Genomic DNA, 15675 nt, shown 5'->3' with positions numbered 1-15675 from the left:
ACTGGAGTTTCGGGGTGGGCGTGAAGTTACCGTATGAACCAACCGTCTACGCCCGGCCTCCAATGATGCCCTTTCGCAAAGTTGCGCTGTTTCTCGCCTGCATGACGGCCATGGCGGCGTGGCTCGTGGCTCTGCCGGGCACTGCGGCCGCCGACGCCAAGCTCGATGCGTGGATCGAGGGCCTCTGGCCGGAAGCAGAGGCGGCCGGCGTCTCCCGGGCGACCTTCGACAAGGCGCTCAAGGACTTCACTCCGAACCTCAAGCTCCCTGATCTCGATCTGCCCGGCCGCCCCTCCAACGATTCGACCGGCCAGGCCGAGTTCACCCGCGCACCGGCCGAATACCTGGATCGCGCCTATCTCATCCGCCTCGCCACCACCGGCAAGGAACTGGCCGCCAAGCACAAGGCCACCCTCGAGAAGATCGAGCGCGAGCTGGGCGTGGACCGCTACTCGGTGCTGGCCATCTGGGGCCGCGAGACCGCCTTCGGTCATCACAAGCTCCCCCACGACGCAATCAATGTCGTCGCCACACAAGCCTATCTCGGCCGCCGCAAGGAGCTTTTCCGCACGGAGCTGATCGCGGCGTTGAAGATGCTCGAATCCGGCGTGCCGCGCAGCCTGATGCGCGCGTCCTGGGCGGGCGCCATGGGCCTCACGCAGTTCATGCCGAGCGAATACTTCAAGCACGCCCACGATCTCGACGGCGACGGCAAGACCGACATCTGGAACTCGATCCCCGACGCGCTGGCCTCCGCGGCGAGCCAGCTCAAGGGCAAGGGCTGGGTTGCGGGCCAGACCTGGGGTTACGAGGTGATCCTCACCAGCAAGGCCGACTGCGGCTACGAAGGCCCCACTCAGGAGCGCCCCATCTCGGAATGGGCCAAGCTCGGCCTGAAACGGGCCAACGGACGCCCATGGACGGACGCGCAACTCGGCCTCAGCGCCTATCTCATGAGCCCGGCCGGCGGTTACGGCCCATCGTTCCTGGTGCTCGAGAACTACAAGGTGATCCGCCGCTACAACATGTCGGATCTCTATGCGGTCTTTGTCGGCAATCTCGCCGATCGCATCGCAGGCGGCGGCGATTTCGTGACGCCGTGGGGCGGCACCGGTCCGCAGAAGACGCGGAACATCGAGGAAATCCAGGAACGACTCAGGGCCTTGGGCTATGATGTCGAGAAGATCGACGGCAAGGTCGGCTCGAACACCCGCAAGGTGATTGGTCTCTATGAGAGAGCCAACAAGCTGAAGGTTGACTGCTGGCCGTCCGATACCGTTCTTGAGCACATACGCAAAGCCGGCACGCGATAGGATCCGGATTTCCGATCGTCTGGCGGCCGAAGTCGAAACACATGAGCCGGGAAGGCATGCACGCTCGTTTCACTCTGCCGCTCATCGCTTTGCTCGCAGCCCTCTTCGCTGCGGCCGCGCCGGGCTTTGCGCAGGAGGATACCGGCGGCACGAGCTTCATCACGCCCTTCCCCCCGGGCGACACCTACAACCTGGTGATGATCGGCGACGATCTCGCCGAAGGACTTCTGGGCGGAGCGCTCGAGATCTTCCAGAAGGATCCGCGCGTCATCATCCGCAACACCCACATCTCCGTCGGCGGGCTCATGCGCAACGAGTACCACCAGCGCATGGTTGAGCTCGACGAGGAGCTGAAGGCGGCGGCGCCGCAGATCGCCATCGTCATGCTGGGCGCGTGGGATCGCGTATCCGTGCGCGACGAATCCGGCAAACGCGTGCTGGTCGGCACCGAGGGCTGGCGCCGAGAGTACGCCTCCCGCGCGGACCGCCTGCTGAAGCTCTTGAAGAAGCGCAACATCGCCGTCTACTGGCTCGGCCTCCCCAACGTGCGCCGCTACGACGCCAACGAGGACGTGCAGATGATGAACAACATCCTGCGCGAGCGCGTGTACCTGAACGGCGCCAAGTACATCGATACCTACGCGGGCTTCGCCGACGAGAACGGCGGCTATAGCGCCTATGGTCCGGACGTGACCGGCAAAATCCGCCTGCTGCGCGCGGGCGACGGCGTCTACTTCACGGCGGAAGGCAACCGCAAGCTCGCCTACTTCGTCGATCGCGAGCTGCGCCGCGACATCACGCAAGCCAAGGCCGATCGCGCTATACCCCTGGACGGCAGCGAGGCCGAGCAGGCGAAGATCAATCCGGAAAGCGTGAAATTCTCGCCGCCCGCCGCGGGCGGCACGGCAGGGCCTGCCGCCAAGAGCGCGGACACGGCTGCCAATGCTGCCAAGGCGAAGAACGCTGAGACCGATGGCGCGGGCGACCAGAAGGCCGACAACGGCAAGATCAACCTGCGTATCGTGAGCGAGGGAGGCCGCGAGGAAGTGGTGGCCCTCGACATCGTGCGTCCGGCGATCCCGGCGTCTGTCATTGCGCTGGTCACGCGGCGTGAAAGCCCGGATCGGCCCTCGCAGCTCGGCGAGGCCATCATCGATCAGATCTCCGGCGGGCTCACCGTCATGAGCACGGTGGCGTTGGCCACGGGCAGCGGTCAGGCGGGCGGAGGACGACGCCGCCTCTCGCCCTCGCAAGCCCCGTACTTCAGGGTCCTGTTCAAGGGCGAGCGCCTGCCGCCGAAACCGGGCAGGGCGGATGATGCCTCATGGCCGCGCCCCGCGCCGCCGCCGGAAGCAGCCTACCTTCCGGCCGAGGCCGATCCGGTCGAGACCGGCACCACGTCCAAGCCCGACGCGCCGCGCCAGCCGGCGAACTCGGACCGGCGTAAATCGCGCGAGTAGATCGGCCGCGCGGATCCGGCAATTCTGCAGCCTGACGGACTCCGGGCGCCCGAACCGCTTTCGGCTCGAACGCCCGGGTTTACGATTATTCCTCGTCGGAGGTGCGAGCCGGACGGCGCCGCGAGCGCTCCGCGCGGGCCGCGCCGTTCTTCTTGTCGATCAGCTCGTCCAGGCGACGGTCCGCGGCATCGAACGCATCCCTGAGCGCAATCTTCAGATCTTCCTGCGCCTGACCAACCGCAGACTCATGCGTGACGATCAGCGGCGCGGCTCCCGGGATTCCGATGTCGATCTTGATCTCGTAAGTCTTCCCCTTGTGAGAATGCTTATGCGGCGCGGCCACCACGACCCGGCAGTGGGTCATGCGATCGAAATGCTTCTCGAGCTTGGCGGCCCGCTCCGAAATTTTTGCTTCGATGACCGGGCTTTTATCGAGCCCTTTGAACGAGATCTCGAGCGGTGTGTTCATTTGATTTCCCAGTTGGTTAGCCAAGTTGTTTAGTTTCTAGGCCCCCATTCAAGGAGCTGGGGATCGTGAGGTCCCGGGTCAAGGGTAGGCGCTTCGACCCGATACCAAGCTGATCCAACTCAAATGCCAAGTCCAGCGTCACGCAAAACCTCCCGCCTTGCCCCTAGGGAAGCCTTGCCGATGCCGGAGACAGAAAAAGGGCGCGCCATCCGGCACGCCCTTAAAAGTCTCATCGCCCGAAAGCGGTGTTTAGAAAGCGCCGTCTGCGCGCTCAGCGCGGCAGGGTGGTCTTCCCCATCAGGAACTTGTCGATCGAGGAGGCAGCCTGGCGGCCTTCGCGGATCGCCCACACCACGAGCGACTGTCCGCGCCGCACGTCGCCTGCAGCGAACAGCTTGCCGTTGCCGGGCAGGCGGTAGTCACGCTCGGTCGCGTTGAGTCCCTTGAAGCGGCCGCGTGCAACGGCGTCGAGCCCGAGACCGGTGAGCACGCCGTTGTCGCTCGGGCCGGAGAAGCCCATGGCGAACAGCACGAGATCGGCATCGAGCGTCGTATCCGAGCCGGGAACCGGTGCGAGCTTCTGATCGACGTGCACGTAATGCAGCTTCTTTACCTTGCCGCCCTCGCCGGAGAAGCCGGTGGTGGAAACCGAGTACTCGACCTGCGCGCCTTCGGCCTGCGAGGACGAGATCCGGAGCTTCAGCGGCCAGTTCGGCCACGAGAGTGCCTTGTCCTCTTTCACAGGCGGCTTCGGCATGATCTCGAACTGCGTCACGGACTTCGCGCCCTGCCGGATCGAGGTGCCGATGCAGTCGGAGCCGGTGTCGCCGCCGCCGATGACGATCACGTGCTTGCCCTTGGCGGAGATCTCCTTCGTGCCTGGAAGCTGCGCCTCGCCCGCGACGCGGCGGTTCTGCTGCGTCAGGAAATCCATGGCGTAGTGGATGCCGTCGAGATCGCGCCCCGGCGAGGTTGCGAAGAAGTCGAACGGAGTTTCGGAGCCCATCGCCAGCAGCACGGCGTCGTGCTTCTCCTCGAGATCGCGCGGCGACACGTCCGTGCCGACCTTCACGTTGCAATGGAACACGACGCCCTCGGCTTCCATCTGCGCCTGGCGGCGCGCGATGATGCTCTTCTCCATCTTGAAGTCGGGAATGCCGTACACGAGCAAGCCGCCCGGACGCGCGTTCTTCTCGTAGACGTGAACCTCATGACCCGCGCGCGCGAGCTGCTGGGCCGCGGCGAGGCCGGCGGGTCCTGAGCCCACGATCGCGACCTTCTTGCCGGTCTTGGTCTCGGCAGGCTTCGGCGTGATCCATCCGGCCTCGAAAGCCTTGTCGGCGATCGTGCACTCGATGGTCTTGATGGTCACCGGCACGTCGTCGATGTTGAGCGTGCACGAGGCTTCGCACGGCGCCGGGCACACACGCCCCGTGACCTCGGGGAAATTGTTGGTCGAGTGCAGGTTCTCCGCTGCCGTCTTCCAGTCGCCCTGATAGACGAGGTCGTTCCAGTCCGGGATCTGGTTGTTGACCGGGCAGCCGTTGTGACAATAGGGGATGCCGCAGTCCATGCAGCGCGAAGCCTGCGTTTTGACGTCGGGCTCCGACAGCGGCACGACGAACTCGTGCCAATGTTTGATGCGTGTCTCGACCGGCTCGTACTTGCGGTCTGCGCGCTCGAACTCAAGAAATCCCGTCGGCTTTCCCATCGTGGACTCTTCTTTCCATCTTGCTTCCCTCTCCGTCGCTCCGACAGAGGAGGGGTCAGGGTAAAGGGCAGCCCCTCGCTGCCTCGTGGTTTCGTCGCCCGCCCGTCATCGAGAAGTTTGCGCTTCGCAATGACGGGGCGAGCATGAGTTGAGGTGGCTTACGCCTGCGCACCGACAGCCGCGGCGGCCGCTTTCGCCTTCGCCAGCTCCGTGAGGGCGCGCCGGTATTCGGTCGGCATCACCTTCTTGAACTTCGGCACGGTGTTCGCCCAATCGGCGAGGATGGCCTTCGCCTTGGTCGAGTTGGTGTAGTGCGCATGACGCACGATCAGCGCATGCAGCCGCTCGAGATCCTGCTCGCGCATGTCGAGCATCACTTCGGCGAGTTGACGCGTCGTCTCGCCGTTGCCCTTGGCGAGCTTCTCGATCAGCGCGGCATCGCCCGTGAGCGGCTCGATCTCCACCATCTCCTTGTTGAGACGGATCTCGAGATCACCGGCCTCGTCGAGCACGTAGGCGACACCGCCCGACATGCCAGCCGCGAAGTTGCGCCCCGTGCGTCCGAGCACCACCACGCAGCCGCCCGTCATGTACTCGCAGCCGTGATCGCCCGTGCCTTCCACCACCGCGTAGGCGCCGGAGTTGCGCACCGCAAAGCGTTCGCCCGCGACGCCCCGGAAGTAGCACTCGCCCGTGATCGCGCCGTACATCACCGTGTTGCCGACGATGATGCTCTCCTCCGGCACGATGCCGGAGACCGCGTTCGGACGGACGATGATCTTGCCGCCCGAGAGACCCTTGCCGACGTAGTCGTTACCCTCGCCCACGAGATCGAGCGTGAGACCGCGCGCAGCCCACGCGCCGAAGCTCTGGCCCGCCGTGCCCTTGAACGTGATCCAGATGCTGTCCTCGGGCAGGCCCGCGTGGCCATAGCGCTTGGCGATCTGGCCCGAGAGCATCGTGCCCGCGGTGCGATCCGTGTTCTTGATCGAGACCTCGTGCTTGACGGGCTTCTTGGACTCGAGCGCAGGCAGCGCAACCTTGATGAGCTGGTTGTCGAGCACCTTTTCGAGGCCGTGATCCTGCTCTTCGCAATGGTGGATCGCGACGCCCTTGGGAACGTGCGGCACGTGGAACACCTTCGAGAAATCGAGCCCGCGTGCCTTCCAGTGGTTGATGGCGCGGTCCTTGTCGAGCCATTCGGTCTGGCCGACCATCTCGCCGAAGGTGCGGTAGCCCATCTGCGCCATGTACTCGCGCACTTCCTCGGCCACGAAGAAGAAGTAGTTGATGACGTGCTCGGGCTTGCCGGTGAAGCGCGCGCGCAAAACAGGGTCCTGCGTGGCGACGCCCACGGGGCAGGTGTTGAGATGGCACTTGCGCATCATGATGCAGCCAGCCGCGATGAGAGGCGCCGTCGCGAAGCCGAACTCGTCGGCACCCAGCAGCGCGCCCACCACCACGTCACGGCCTGTGCGCAGGCCACCGTCCACCTGCACGGCAATGCGTCCGCGCAGTCTGTTGATCACCAGTGTCTGGTGCGTCTCGGCGAGGCCGAATTCCCACGGGCTGCCTGCGTGCTTGAGCGACGTCAGCGGCGAAGCACCCGTGCCGCCCTCGTAGCCCGAGATCGTCACGTGATCGGCGCGCGCCTTGGCGACGCCCGCGGCCACCGTGCCGACGCCGACCTCCGACACCAGCTTCACCGAGACCTTGCCCTCGGGATTGGTGTTCTTGAGGTCGAAGATGAGCTGGGCGAGATCCTCGATCGAGTAGATGTCGTGATGCGGAGGCGGCGAGATCAGGCCCACGCCCGGCGTCGAGTGGCGCACCTTCGCAATGGTGGCATCCACCTTGTGGCCGGGAAGCTGGCCGCCTTCGCCGGGCTTGGCGCCCTGCGCCATCTTGATCTGCATCATGTCGGAGTTGACGAGGTACTCCGTCGTCACGCCGAAGCGGCCCGAGGCGATCTGCTTGATCGCCGAGCGCATGCTGTCGCCGTTGGGAAGCGGCTTGAAGCGATCCGCCTCCTCGCCGCCCTCGCCCGTGTTCGACTTGCCGCCGATGCGGTTCATGGCAATGGCGAGCGTGGTGTGGGCTTCGCGCGAGATCGATCCGAAGCTCATCGCACCGGTCGAGAAGCGCTTCACGATCTCGGCGGCGGGCTCCACCTCATCGAGCGGCACCGGCTTGCGCCCCATGCCCTCGGCCGAGCGGATGCGGAACATGCCGCGCAGCGTGAGAAGCTGCTCGGACTGTTCGTTGATCGCCTTCGCGAAGTCGCGATACTTCTGCGGGATCTTGCCGCTCATCGCGTCCGCGTTCTCGGTGGCGCGCACGGCATGCTGCAGGTCCGCCACCACGTTGGGCCGCCAGACATGGGCTTCGCCGCGCACGCGATAGGCATACTCGCCGCCCACGTCCAGCGCATTGGCCAGCACCGGCGCATCGCCGAAAGCAGCCGCATGGCGATCGAACGTCTCACGCGAGATCTCGCGCAGTCCGACGCCTTCCACCGGCGTGTGCGTGCCCGTGAAGTACTTCTTGACGAACGTCGAGCGCAGGCCAACCGCGTCGAAGATCTGCGCGCCGCAATAGGACTGGTAGGTCGAGATGCCCATCTTGGCCATGACCTTGAGCAGCGCCTTGCCCACGGCCTTGATGTACTTCTTGGTGACGTCCTCTGCCGTGAGCCCGGCGCCGAGCTGCGGGGCCATTCCGGCGAGCGTGTCGAACGCAAGGTAAGGGTTGATCGCCTCCGCGCCGTAGCCTGCGAGCGTGCAGAACTGATGCACCTCGTGCGCTTCGCCCGTCTCCACCACGAGACCGACCGACGTGCGCAGGCCCTGGCGGATCAGGTGATGGTGAACCGCCGACGTCGCGAGCAGCGACGGGATCGGAATCCGGTCTGGACCCGTGCGCCGGTCGGAAAGGATGATGATGTTGTATTCCTTCGAGCGCACGGCCTCCTCGGCCTCCGCGCACACCACGTCCACCGCGGACGCCATGCCAGACGGGCCTGCATCGACAGGGAAGGTGATGTCGATCGTGATCGACGCGAAGTGATTGTCGGGCACCTCGCCGATCTGGCGGATGCGCTCCAGGTCCTCGTTGGTGAGGATGGGCTGAGACACCTCGAGCCGCTTCACCTTCGACGTGCCTTCGAGATCCAGGATATTCGGCCGCGGCCCGATGAACGAGACGAGGCTCATCACCAGCTCCTCGCGGATGCTGTCGATCGGCGGGTTGGTGACCTGGGCGAAGTTCTGCTTGAAGTAGGTGTGGAGCAGCTTGGGCTTGGACGAGAGCGCAGACAGCGGGGTGTCGTTGCCCATGGAGCCGACGGCCTCCTCGCCTCTGGCGCCCATCGGCGTCATGAGAAACTTGAGGCTCTCCTGCGTGTAGCCGAACGTCTGCTGCAGATCGAGCAGCGACACGTTGCTCCGGCGCGCTTCCGCCTTCTTCTTGGAAAGCGGCAGGTCCGAAACCATGATCTGCGTGCGCTTGACCCACGTCTCGTAAGGGTTCTTTGCGCTGATTTCCGCCTTGAGCTCCTCGTCGGAGATGATGCAGCCCTTCTCGAGATCGATGAGCAGCATCTTGCCGGGCTGGAGACGCCACTTCTTGACGATGTTCTCCTCCGGCACGACCAGCACGCCGGCCTCGGAGCTCATGATCACCATGCCGTCCTTGGTCACGATATAGCGCGCCGGCCTCAGGCCATTGCGGTCGAGCGTGGCGCCGATCTGGCGCCCGTCCGTGAAGGCCATGGCGGCTGGGCCGTCCCACGGCTCCATGAGACAGGCGTGATATTCGTAGAACGCGCGCCGCTTCGCATCCATCTGCGGATTGCCGGCCCACGCTTCGGGGATCAGCATCATGGCGGCGTGCGCCAGGCTGTATCCGCCCATGGTCAGGAATTCGAGCGCGTTGTCGAAGCAGGCCGTGTCCGACTGGCCCTCATAAGAGATGGGCCACAGCTTCTCGATGTCGCCGCCGAACAGCGGAGACGAGACAGAAGCCTGACGGGCCGCCATCCAGTTCACGTTGCCGCGCAGCGTGTTGATCTCGCCGTTGTGCGCGACCATGCGATAGGGATGGGCGAGCTTCCACGAAGGGAAGGTGTTGGTCGAGAAGCGCTGGTGAACGAGCGCCATCGCCGACACGGTGCGCGGATCGGAGAGATCCTTGTAGTAGTCGCCCACCTGATAGGAGAGGAACATCCCCTTGTAGACCACGGTGCGCGACGAGAGGCTCACGGTGTAGTGGCCGATGTCGCGCCCCTTGTAGGCGTTGTGAATTGCGTTCGAGACGATCTTGCGCACCAGGAACAGGCGGCGCTCGAAGTCGTCCTCGCTCATGCCCTTGGGTCGGGCGATGAACACCTGCCGCTGCACGGGCTCCGTCGCCCGGACGAGCTCGGAAAGGCACGAGCTGTCCACCGGAACGCTGCGCCAGCCGATGAGGTCTAGCTTTTCCTCGCGCAGGATGCGTTCCCACACGCGCTCGCAATGCGCAGCAAGGCGCTCGTCCTGCGGCAGGAACAGCTGCCCCACGGCATAGAAACGCGGATCCGGAAGCTTGAAGCCCAACTTCGCGCAGTCCTCCTTGAAGAAGTCGTGCGGAATCTGGATCAGGATGCCCGCGCCGTCGCCGGCGTGCGGATCGGCGCCGACCGCGCCGCGATGCTCCAGATTGCACAGCATCTTGAGCGCGTCGGAGATGACGCGATGCGATTTTTCGCCTTTGAGATTCGCGATGAACCCGACGCCGCAGGCGTCACGCTCGAAGCTGGGGTCGAACAGACCCTGCGCTTGGGGACGCTCATAGCTGCCATGAAATGGCGTGTCGTTGGTCATGGAATTGGTCCTCGGGTGTCAACGCCGGACCGGCATCGCAATGCCGGCATCGTAACGCATCGCCTCAGGGCCGTGGGCCGCAATAAGCGTGTAGGCGATGCTTTCGGGTCGTGTGCGCCCGCGCCGAACTTAGCGGCGCTGAACGAGAGCCTGCGCAAAGCAAGCCGCCCCGGCATCCGGGGGGCACCCACTCACGAGACGTGACAGCTTTGCGACCACCGCAATTGATCTCCGCCGACAGTAGCAGACCCGCGATCCTCGCGCAGTCGGCTGCCGCCAAGCCAAAAAAACCCATCCTCGCTTTCGTAGCGTCGGAAGCAAGGACTGGACATAAAGGACAGCAATGCTGACCTTTCGATCAAATGTTGCAGATTTTCCCCTGCAACACAAGTGCGATTAGAAGCTCTCAAAGATAACAATGCGACGCAGAGAATATGCCTAAAAAATAGGCGGCGGCCCGAAAGCCGCCGCCGCCGTTGGGAGGGATTGGGAAGGTCTAGGAGTTACGCAGCTTGCTCGATCTGCTTCGGCTCGGAGCCGGTGCCGATCGGGATTGAACGCGGCCGCATCCGCTCGGGGATGTTACGGACGAGGTCCACGTTGAGGAGGCCGTCCTTGAGATCGGCGCCCTTCACTTCCACGTGGTCGGCGAGCTGGAAGCGGCGCTCGAAGCTGCGTGCGGCAATTCCACGATGCAGGAAACGCCGTTCGCCTTCATTCGCTTCGGCTTTCTTCTCGCCGCGAACGGAGAGAGTGGCCTCTTTCACGTCCACGTGGATTTCATCGGCGGTAAAGCCGGCGACCGCCATCGTAATGCGGTACTCGTTCTCGCCGAGACGCTCGATGTTATAGGGCGGATAGGGCGCATCGACCTCCGCGCCGGTCACGCTGTCGAGAAGCTGCGCGAGGCGATCGAAGCCGACGGTCGAACGATAAAGGGGAGTAAGATCGAAGTGTCGCATGACTTAAGTCCTCCATAAGAAGCGACTGATGGGACCCGCCCGCAATGGGCCGGATCTCCGGCTGCAACTCCCGGCCACGCTTCGAGAAGCGATGGCCGAAAGCCTCACTTTCCCGGGGCGCGGATGTCCGAGCCCCGGACGCGCACCCACTCCGTGGCGTGCGCACTCCAGCATTTAGGAGCGCTTCAGGCGGCTTCAAGAGGGGGCGAGTGAACGTGAGAAATCCGCCACAGGCGTTTCGCCCAAACTCTGCTCTCAAAAGAGAAAATAGCGGCCCTTCATCTCGCATTCATGTTCGAAGGCGGACCCTGTGCAACCCGGCGCCAGTCGGGCCAACACGGGAGTAGATTTATGAGAGCGTCATTCATCACGGCGAGCCTGATGACGGCCCTCGTCCTTGCCTCGTCACACGTTGTCGGGTCGCGCGCGGCGTCCGCTGCGGACCTTTATGGGGACGGCTACGGTAGCGAGCCGCCATACGACGAGCGAGGATACGCCGAAGAGCGCGATCCCGGGCCTTACGATGACGAGGACCTTCCGCCTCCGGGCCGCTACAGCGAGGCGCCTCCTCCTGACCGGTATTCAGCGCCCTACGACCGCGCTCCGCCAATCGAGCCGCCGCGCGGATCCATCAAGGATGGCTATCCTGTTCCCATGCCGCCCCCGCGCTATGGCGACGTGCGCCCCGGCCGGTATGCCTGCCTCGAGCGCTGGCAGATCAAGCGCCAGTTGCGCCGCGACGGCTGGGTCGATCTGCAGCCAGTCGGTGGTGACGGCCGCGAGGTCGGCGTGCGGGCTCGCCGCGTCGACTCGGGGCGGGTGTTCATGCTGCGCGTCGATCGTTGCTCGGGCGAGATCCTGGCAGCACGTCCGCACTATCTGAGGACCTTCGCCCATCGCGACAGATATTGGCCTGAGCGGCGCTGGGTGCAGCGCGGTTACTGATTTCCTTAAGGCGGCAGTCGGCAGGCGGGCGCGATTTCGGATCACCCGCTTGCCGCACTGCCGGCTTTCACCTGCCGTCGCGCGCTCGACCGACGCCGCTCCGTGCTATTGTTCGCACCGGTGATTTGCGAAGCGGGGTCTCTCATGAAGCTTGTTGCGCTGGCCAAGAATCCCGTGCCCGGCGGCGCTGTACCGGGAGAGCTTAAAACGCGGGACGGCGCGCGGCTGAGATTCGTGCGCTGGGAGGCGACGCGTGGTCCCCGGCGTGGAACGGTCTGTCTGTTCGGCGGCCGCGGTGAGTTCGCGGAAAAGTATTTCGAGGTGGTCGCGGACCTGCGCCGTCGCGGCTTTGCCGTTGCGACGATGGACTGGCGCGGCCAGGGCGGGTCCTCGCGTCCTCTCGCCAATCCCCGCAAAGGCCATGTCCACTCCTTCAGCGAGTACGACAGCGACCTCACGCTCTTCATGAAGGAGGTCGTGCTGCCGGATTGTCCGCCGCCGTTCATGGCGCTCGGCCATTCCATGGGCGCCAACATCCTCCTGCGCAATGCGGCCCGCCCCGGCTCCTGGTTCGACAGGATGATCCTCTGCGCTCCCATGATCGCCTTTGCCGACGCCAAGGTCGGCTATCCGCAGACGCTGGCACGCGCCTACGCCGAGGCTGGCTGCCTGTTCGGTTTCAGCCGCAGCTACATCAAGGGCGGGTCGGACGACGTGGTGGAGCAGGGACCGTTCGAAGGCAACCAGCTGACCTCCGATCGTGAGCGCTGGTTCCGCAACAAGGCGGTGCTGGATGCGGACCCGAGCCTCGCGCTGGGCTCCCCCACCATAGGCTGGCTGCGGGCGGCATACAGGTCCATGGGGCTCGTATCGGCGGACGGCTACGCCGCGTCCGTGCGGGTGCCGATGATGGTGTTCGTGGCCGGCAAGGACGAGATCGTCTCGTCGCGCGCCATCGAGGATTTCGCGGTAGGCCTCAAGGTTGGCACGCATGTTCTGCTGCCGTCGGCACGCCACGAGATCCTGCAGGAGGCGGATTCAATCCGGCTTCGTTTCTGGGCAGCCTTCGACGCCTACATGGGGCTCGACGAAGCGGCGGCTTGAGAAAAAGGACCGCCCAGATTGCGGCCGGTCAGCGGTTCAGCAGCTTCAGCACCTTGTCGTGCAGTGCCGGATCGCCGGAGGCCACGATGCGCCCGCCCGATGTGGCGGGGCGTCCGTCCCACGTCGTCATGCGCCCGCCCGCCCGCTCGACAATGGGGATCAGCGCGACCACGTCGTAGCTCTTGAGGCCCGCTTCCACCACGAGATCCACGAGCCCGTGCGCGAGCAGGCAATAGGCGTAGCAGTCGCCGCCGTAGCGCGTCATGCGCACTTCGCGCCGGATGCGCTCGAAGCCGCTGGCCTCCGCGCCTTTCTCGAAGAGATCCGGCGTCGTCGTCATCATGAGCGCATCCGCAACCCGCGAGCAGCCGCGCGTGTGAATGCGACGCGCCTTCTGGGCCGTGCCCTGCGTATAGGCGGCAGACTTCGCGGCCCAGAAGCGTTCGCCCGTGAACGGCTGGTCCATCAGGCCCAGCACCGGCGCGCCTTCGTAGAGCAGGCCGATCAACGTTCCCCACATCGGCGTGCCGGTGATGAACGAGCGCGTTCCGTCGATCGGGTCGATGACCCACTGAAACGCGGCGTCCTTGCGCTCCTGCCCGAATTCCTCGCCGATGAGCCCATGCTCCGGCGCGCGCGAGCGAATGAGTCGCGCGATCGCGCGCTCGGCCGCCCGGTCGGCTTTCGTCACGGGATCGAAGGCTTGCTCGCCCGCCTTGTTGGCCACCGCCATTTGCTTGCGGAAATGCGGAAGGATCACCCCCCGCGAAGCGTCCGCCAGATCATGGGCCAGGGCGAGAAGCTCTTTGAATTGCGCGTTGTTCGGGAAAGTCACAATGGATATCCGGGACTTAAGTTGAAGCCGATGTTCGGGCATTCTAAGTGCAGCAACGGTGTTCAGAAATACACCTGTTTAGAGTAGAAAGGTCTAGATGAGGCGGTTGTGTTGCGGGGCCGCATCATATTCACTATAAATAGAGCCACATATCGTGCGTGAAGTTGCTGCATTCAGCGAACAGGCGCATACAAATTATGCGGTTTCGAGGGACCACTTCTTCGCCACCGCAGCCCATTACGGGCGTTTCCTCCCTAGACTTGGGCCGTTCGCTCGCTCGAACGGCCTCTTTTTGACGGCTAGGGCAAGATTTCGAGCCGAGATTACTGTCGGCGCCGCGACAATACTAGATCTCGACCGGCGCGCGCGGCGCCTCTTGTGCAGATAAATCAGCCTGTTGATTGGGCACAACGTGCCCCACGCCTCTGTAATGGCAGCTCTGCAGTTTTTGCACTTCCTTTTCAGGGGTCACCGACGATATTTTGCAGTGCGACATCGCCGAGCAAGGCTTGGCCGTCGTAGCCCTCCTTGGGCGTTTCCTCCCTAGACTTGGGCCGTCCGTATCCGGACGGCCCTTTTTTCTTTTCTGTCGCTCGTGCGACGCTGTAGCGCATGGAAACTACAGCGGAAATTCCCTCGTCAAGATTTGCTTCGGAGTCTGGGATTTGGCCGGTTTGGGCTTATTTCCTCACTGTGGCCCAATAAGCGCGCTTGGCGCATCGCAGCAAAAATAGCTGAGGGCGGGGGTTGCGGATTGCGGCGCTGCAGCATAGATTTGAAGGGTGAGAACGTGGCCATGGCTTTCGCCATCCCCGCGTGATCACAAGCCCTCCTTGGGCGTTTCCTCCCTAGACTTGGGCCGTCCATTGGACGGCCCTGTTTTTTTTATTCCGTCCGATTTTTTTTTGAGAGGTCCTGCGCCCGCGCGCTATTCGGCGGCTGCGCGCTGCTCGATCATCGCCGGGATGGCCGAGAACAGCATGGCCGCGAAGCGCGTGAGATCCGTCTTCAGCCTGTGGAAACGCCGCGACGGCGTGAATGTCCGCTCATCGAGATAGAGTGCGCGGTTGATCTCGACCTGAACCGCCTGCACGCCGCGATACGGGCGTCCATAATGCTCAGTGATGTAGCCGCCGGCATAAGGCCGGTTGAGCTGCACGTCGTAACCTTCGCTCGCGAGCATGTCGCGGAGATAGCGCGTGAGCCGCGGATCGCAAGCGGCCCCGAACCGGTCGCCGATCACGAAGTCCGGGCGCGGACCGCTGCTCTGGGTCATCTGCGCCGACGGCATCGAATGGCAGTCGACGAGGATGGCATAGCCGAATTGCGCGCGCGTCTGCTCGATCAGTTCCTCGAGCGCTGCATGGAACGGGAAATACAACTGCTCGATACGCCCGAGCGCGTCGTCCACGCTGAGGCGCGTGCGATAGATCTCCTCGCCGTCGGCGACGATGCGGGCGATGGTGCCGAGACCGCCGACGACACGCACAGACTGGCTGTTGGCGTAGTCCGGCAGCGGGTCCGCGAAAAGCTCGGGATCGAGCTCGTAAGGCTCGCGATTGACGTCGAGATAGGCGCGCGGAAACTGCGCCGAAATGAGCGGAACACCGAGCTCCGCCGCCCCCTGGAACAATTCGTCCACGAAGCAGTCTTCTGACTTTCTGAGCGTCAGCGGGTCTAGGCGCGACTGCGCGAGGAATTCCTTGGGATAGACGCGTCCAGAATGCGGCGAGCACAGCACGAACGGCGCGCTCTGAACCTTGGGCGTCAGGATCGTGAACGGCGGCGCGAGTTCGGGGCTCAGCGTGAAAGGTTTCTGCGCGGTCATCTGGTCCTGATCACGTCGAGGGCCTCACCGTCTCATGATGGCACGTCCGAACGGCTCGTACCTGTCTATCAATCGAACCGCAGCGCCGCTGCCGACAGGACGACGCACGCATAGTGTGCCAATGCCGCACGGCCCTGTCCACGTCACGCGAGGCATTTCGCATACCCGCCGTGGAAAAATGAGCTAGAG

General features: G+C 64.2%; 10 protein-coding genes. 4 read left to right on the top strand and 6 right to left on the bottom strand.

Annotation, left to right across the window (positions count from 1 at the left end; translation table 11 throughout):
• The first annotated feature begins 62 nt into the window (after window positions 1–62).
• Both PE058_RS17485 and PE058_RS17480 read left to right on the top strand, forming a co-directional pair.
• Entirely contained in the window at window positions 63–1313 is a 1251-nt protein-coding gene (locus tag PE058_RS17485) for a lytic murein transglycosylase (RefSeq protein WP_020085212.1), read from the top strand.
• 56 nt (window positions 1314–1369) lie between these two features.
• Entirely contained in the window at window positions 1370–2773 is a 1404-nt protein-coding gene (locus PE058_RS17480) for an SGNH/GDSL hydrolase family protein (RefSeq protein WP_271028975.1), read from the top strand.
• A gap of 85 nt (window positions 2774–2858) precedes the next feature.
• On the opposite strand, the gene PE058_RS17475 is transcribed toward PE058_RS17480, so the two are convergent.
• The 4 genes from PE058_RS17475 to PE058_RS17460 form a co-directional block, all read right to left on the bottom strand.
• Window positions 2859–3242 (bottom strand): HPF/RaiA family ribosome-associated protein, encoded by a 384-nt coding sequence (locus PE058_RS17475; protein WP_020085214.1) that lies wholly within the window; start codon window positions 3240–3242, stop codon window positions 2859–2861.
• 271 nt (window positions 3243–3513) lie between these two features.
• On the bottom strand, window positions 3514–4953 hold the full coding sequence (locus PE058_RS17470) for a glutamate synthase subunit beta (RefSeq protein WP_271028974.1): 1440 nt from the start codon (window positions 4951–4953) through the stop codon (window positions 3514–3516).
• Window positions 4954–5111: 158 nt separating this feature from the next.
• Window positions 5112–9812: a glutamate synthase large subunit gene (gltB, locus tag PE058_RS17465; RefSeq protein WP_020085216.1), complete on the bottom strand. Its 4701-nt coding sequence runs from the start codon at window positions 9810–9812 to the stop codon at window positions 5112–5114.
• A 503-nt stretch (window positions 9813–10315) separates the two neighbouring features.
• Complete coding sequence (locus PE058_RS17460; RefSeq protein ID WP_020085217.1) at window positions 10316–10774, bottom strand: Hsp20 family protein; 459 nt, start codon at window positions 10772–10774, stop codon at window positions 10316–10318.
• Between the two features lie 351 nt (window positions 10775–11125).
• On the opposite strand from PE058_RS17460, the gene PE058_RS17455 reads away from it, so the two are divergent.
• Together PE058_RS17455 and PE058_RS17450 are read left to right on the top strand one after the other, a co-directional pair.
• Entirely contained in the window at window positions 11126–11719 is a 594-nt protein-coding gene (locus PE058_RS17455) for a hypothetical protein (RefSeq protein ID WP_271028973.1), read from the top strand.
• Between the two features lie 144 nt (window positions 11720–11863).
• The gene (locus tag PE058_RS17450; protein WP_020085218.1) at window positions 11864–12823 is read left to right on the top strand and encodes an alpha/beta fold hydrolase; all 960 of its coding nucleotides are present in this window, start codon (window positions 11864–11866) and stop codon (window positions 12821–12823) included.
• Between the two features lie 28 nt (window positions 12824–12851).
• Here the strand turns inward: PE058_RS17450 and hisN are convergent, their stop codons facing one another.
• Together hisN and PE058_RS17440 are read right to left on the bottom strand one after the other, a co-directional pair.
• On the bottom strand, window positions 12852–13658 hold the full coding sequence (hisN, locus tag PE058_RS17445; RefSeq protein ID WP_020085219.1) for a histidinol-phosphatase: 807 nt from the start codon (window positions 13656–13658) through the stop codon (window positions 12852–12854).
• Window positions 13659–14586: 928 nt separating this feature from the next.
• Window positions 14587–15486: an N-formylglutamate amidohydrolase gene (locus PE058_RS17440; RefSeq protein ID WP_020085220.1), complete on the bottom strand. Its 900-nt coding sequence runs from the start codon at window positions 15484–15486 to the stop codon at window positions 14587–14589.
• Window positions 15487–15675: the final 189 nt, after the last annotated feature.

The organism is Hyphomicrobium sp. DMF-1, assembly GCF_027886585.1.
GTDB classification, from domain to species: domain Bacteria; phylum Pseudomonadota; class Alphaproteobacteria; order Rhizobiales; family Hyphomicrobiaceae; genus Hyphomicrobium_C; species Hyphomicrobium_C zavarzinii.
This window is presented reverse-complemented; position numbering and strand designations above follow the sequence as displayed.